The organism is uncultured Campylobacter sp., assembly GCF_938040115.1.
Classification (GTDB): domain Bacteria; phylum Campylobacterota; class Campylobacteria; order Campylobacterales; family Campylobacteraceae; genus Campylobacter_A.
The window spans coordinates 1-1,780 of record NZ_CALHXD010000259.1; the positions used below are offsets into that span (position 1 = coordinate 1).

Below are 1,780 nucleotides of genomic sequence, written 5' to 3' on the forward strand. Positions count from 1 at the left end.
GGTGGGCGCCTGATTGGTTCTTGCCTACGGGCGACTGCGGCTACGATAATCCGCTAGTGCCCGAGGGCGTCACGCTAAGCGGCTTTCAAAAGTATCTCGTGGACCTTTACGAGGACGGCTGGTATCTGATCCCATCAAGCAAATTTATGTCGATGGCCGACTGCACGCTGATCGGCTTTGGAGTCTGCTTCGTCGTGCTTGCCGCGATGTTTATTTGCAAAATTTTAACCCTCAAAAAAGCTTAAATCGGTCTAAATTTAGACCGATTTTGCTATACTCGCCGCATGAGAGCCTTACGCGAGCATAATTTTAAAATTTACTTCATCATCATTTTCGCAAGCCTTTTCGTGGTGCTTTTGGGCGTGAAAAACTACGAGGACGCCAAGGCGCAGATCACGGCGCTCGCGGATAAAAACAAGATCGCCGCTAGCGAAAATATGGTCGGAAATTTCTCGTTTTGGCTGGATGAGCGACTGCACTCGCTGGTGCGCGCGGCTAAATTTATGCAAAACGCGGGCATCTCGCAAGACGGCGAAAAGCTCGGCGACTTCATACGACTTTTCAAAGAAAACTCAGCAGAATTTGACGCTTTGCAGTTTTTGCACCAGGACGGAGAAATTTTCGTAGACGGCAAGGAGCTAGAGGGCGACGAGGCGATGCCAAAGAGCCTGCGCACGGGACTTGTGTGGTTTGAGGAGACCAAAAGCACGCTCGCGCCCACGGTAAATTTTATGCAGCGCCATAAAATTTTGGGCGAACCGACGTTAAATTTATGCGTGCCCGTGCTGGACGGCGGCTCGTTTGCGGGGGTGTTTTGCGGCGTGGTGAAGCTGCAAAACATACTAAAAAATATGGAAAAATTTAAGCTCGCGCCCGATTCCTACGCCTTTATCGTCACGCACGGCGGCGAAATTTTAACCCCGATGAAGGACGCGGCGCTAAAAAAGCAGATCGAGGATAAATTTAAAGAGATTTTCCTGCGTGACGAAGATATCACGAGCCTAAATATCGGCTCAAATTTCATCTCCGTCGCCGAGATCCCCACGCTAAACTGGTTCATCGGCGCAGGCACCGATAACGAAAAGGAGCTCGCCGCGCTGCTTAACTCCGCGCTAAAAAACGCCCTCATCCTGCTTTTTGCGTTCGCAGCGCTGGCGCTGGTGGCGAATTTCCTCCATAACTTTATGTATTCAAAAATCAAAAACCTGCAAGACGACTACGAAGCCCTGCTCAAGCACAAAGCCCGTATGAGCGAGGCGGGCGAGCTAATCAGCGGCATAAATCATCAGTTTATCCAGCCGGTTAATTCGCTAAATTTGATGATCTCAAGCCTGCTCATGCTGCAAAAAGACGGCAAGCTAGACGCCGCGACGCTAGAGAGTATGCTGCAAAAGGGGCAGGCTGCGACCGTGCTTTTAAGCGATACGATCGAGATTTTTAGAAATTTTTATAAAAGGAGCGACAGCCCGCAAAAATTTAGCGTGCAGCGCTGCATCAAAGACCTACTAAAGCTCATGCACACTGAGCTTAGCAAAGCAAACATCACGGTAAGCCTGCGCGAGTTTAAAGATGAGCAGGTGACTCAGCGAATGGGCATCGTGCAGCAAATTTTACTCATCCTCATTCACAACGCCAAAGACGCGGTCGTGGAGCGATACAAAGACGAGATCGCCAAGCGGCAAGTTTTTATCGACGTCAAATTTGAAAACGGCATGTGCAAAATATCCGTCACGGACTACGGCAGCGGCGTGAGCAAGGAGCTTCGGGATAAAATTTTAAC

The 1,780-nt window shown here is 49.7% G+C and carries 1 protein-coding gene and 1 pseudogene; both read left to right on the top strand.

Features of this window, described 5'->3' with window-relative positions; translation table 11 throughout:
• Positions 1-245: pseudogene (locus Q0314_RS08660) on the top strand (disulfide bond formation protein B); the annotation flags it as partial.
• A gap of 39 nt (positions 246-284) precedes the next feature.
• Positions 285-1,780, top strand: a 1,496-nt coding sequence (locus tag Q0314_RS08665) for a sensor histidine kinase (RefSeq protein ID WP_298058286.1), incomplete at its 3' end; no start/stop codon positions are given.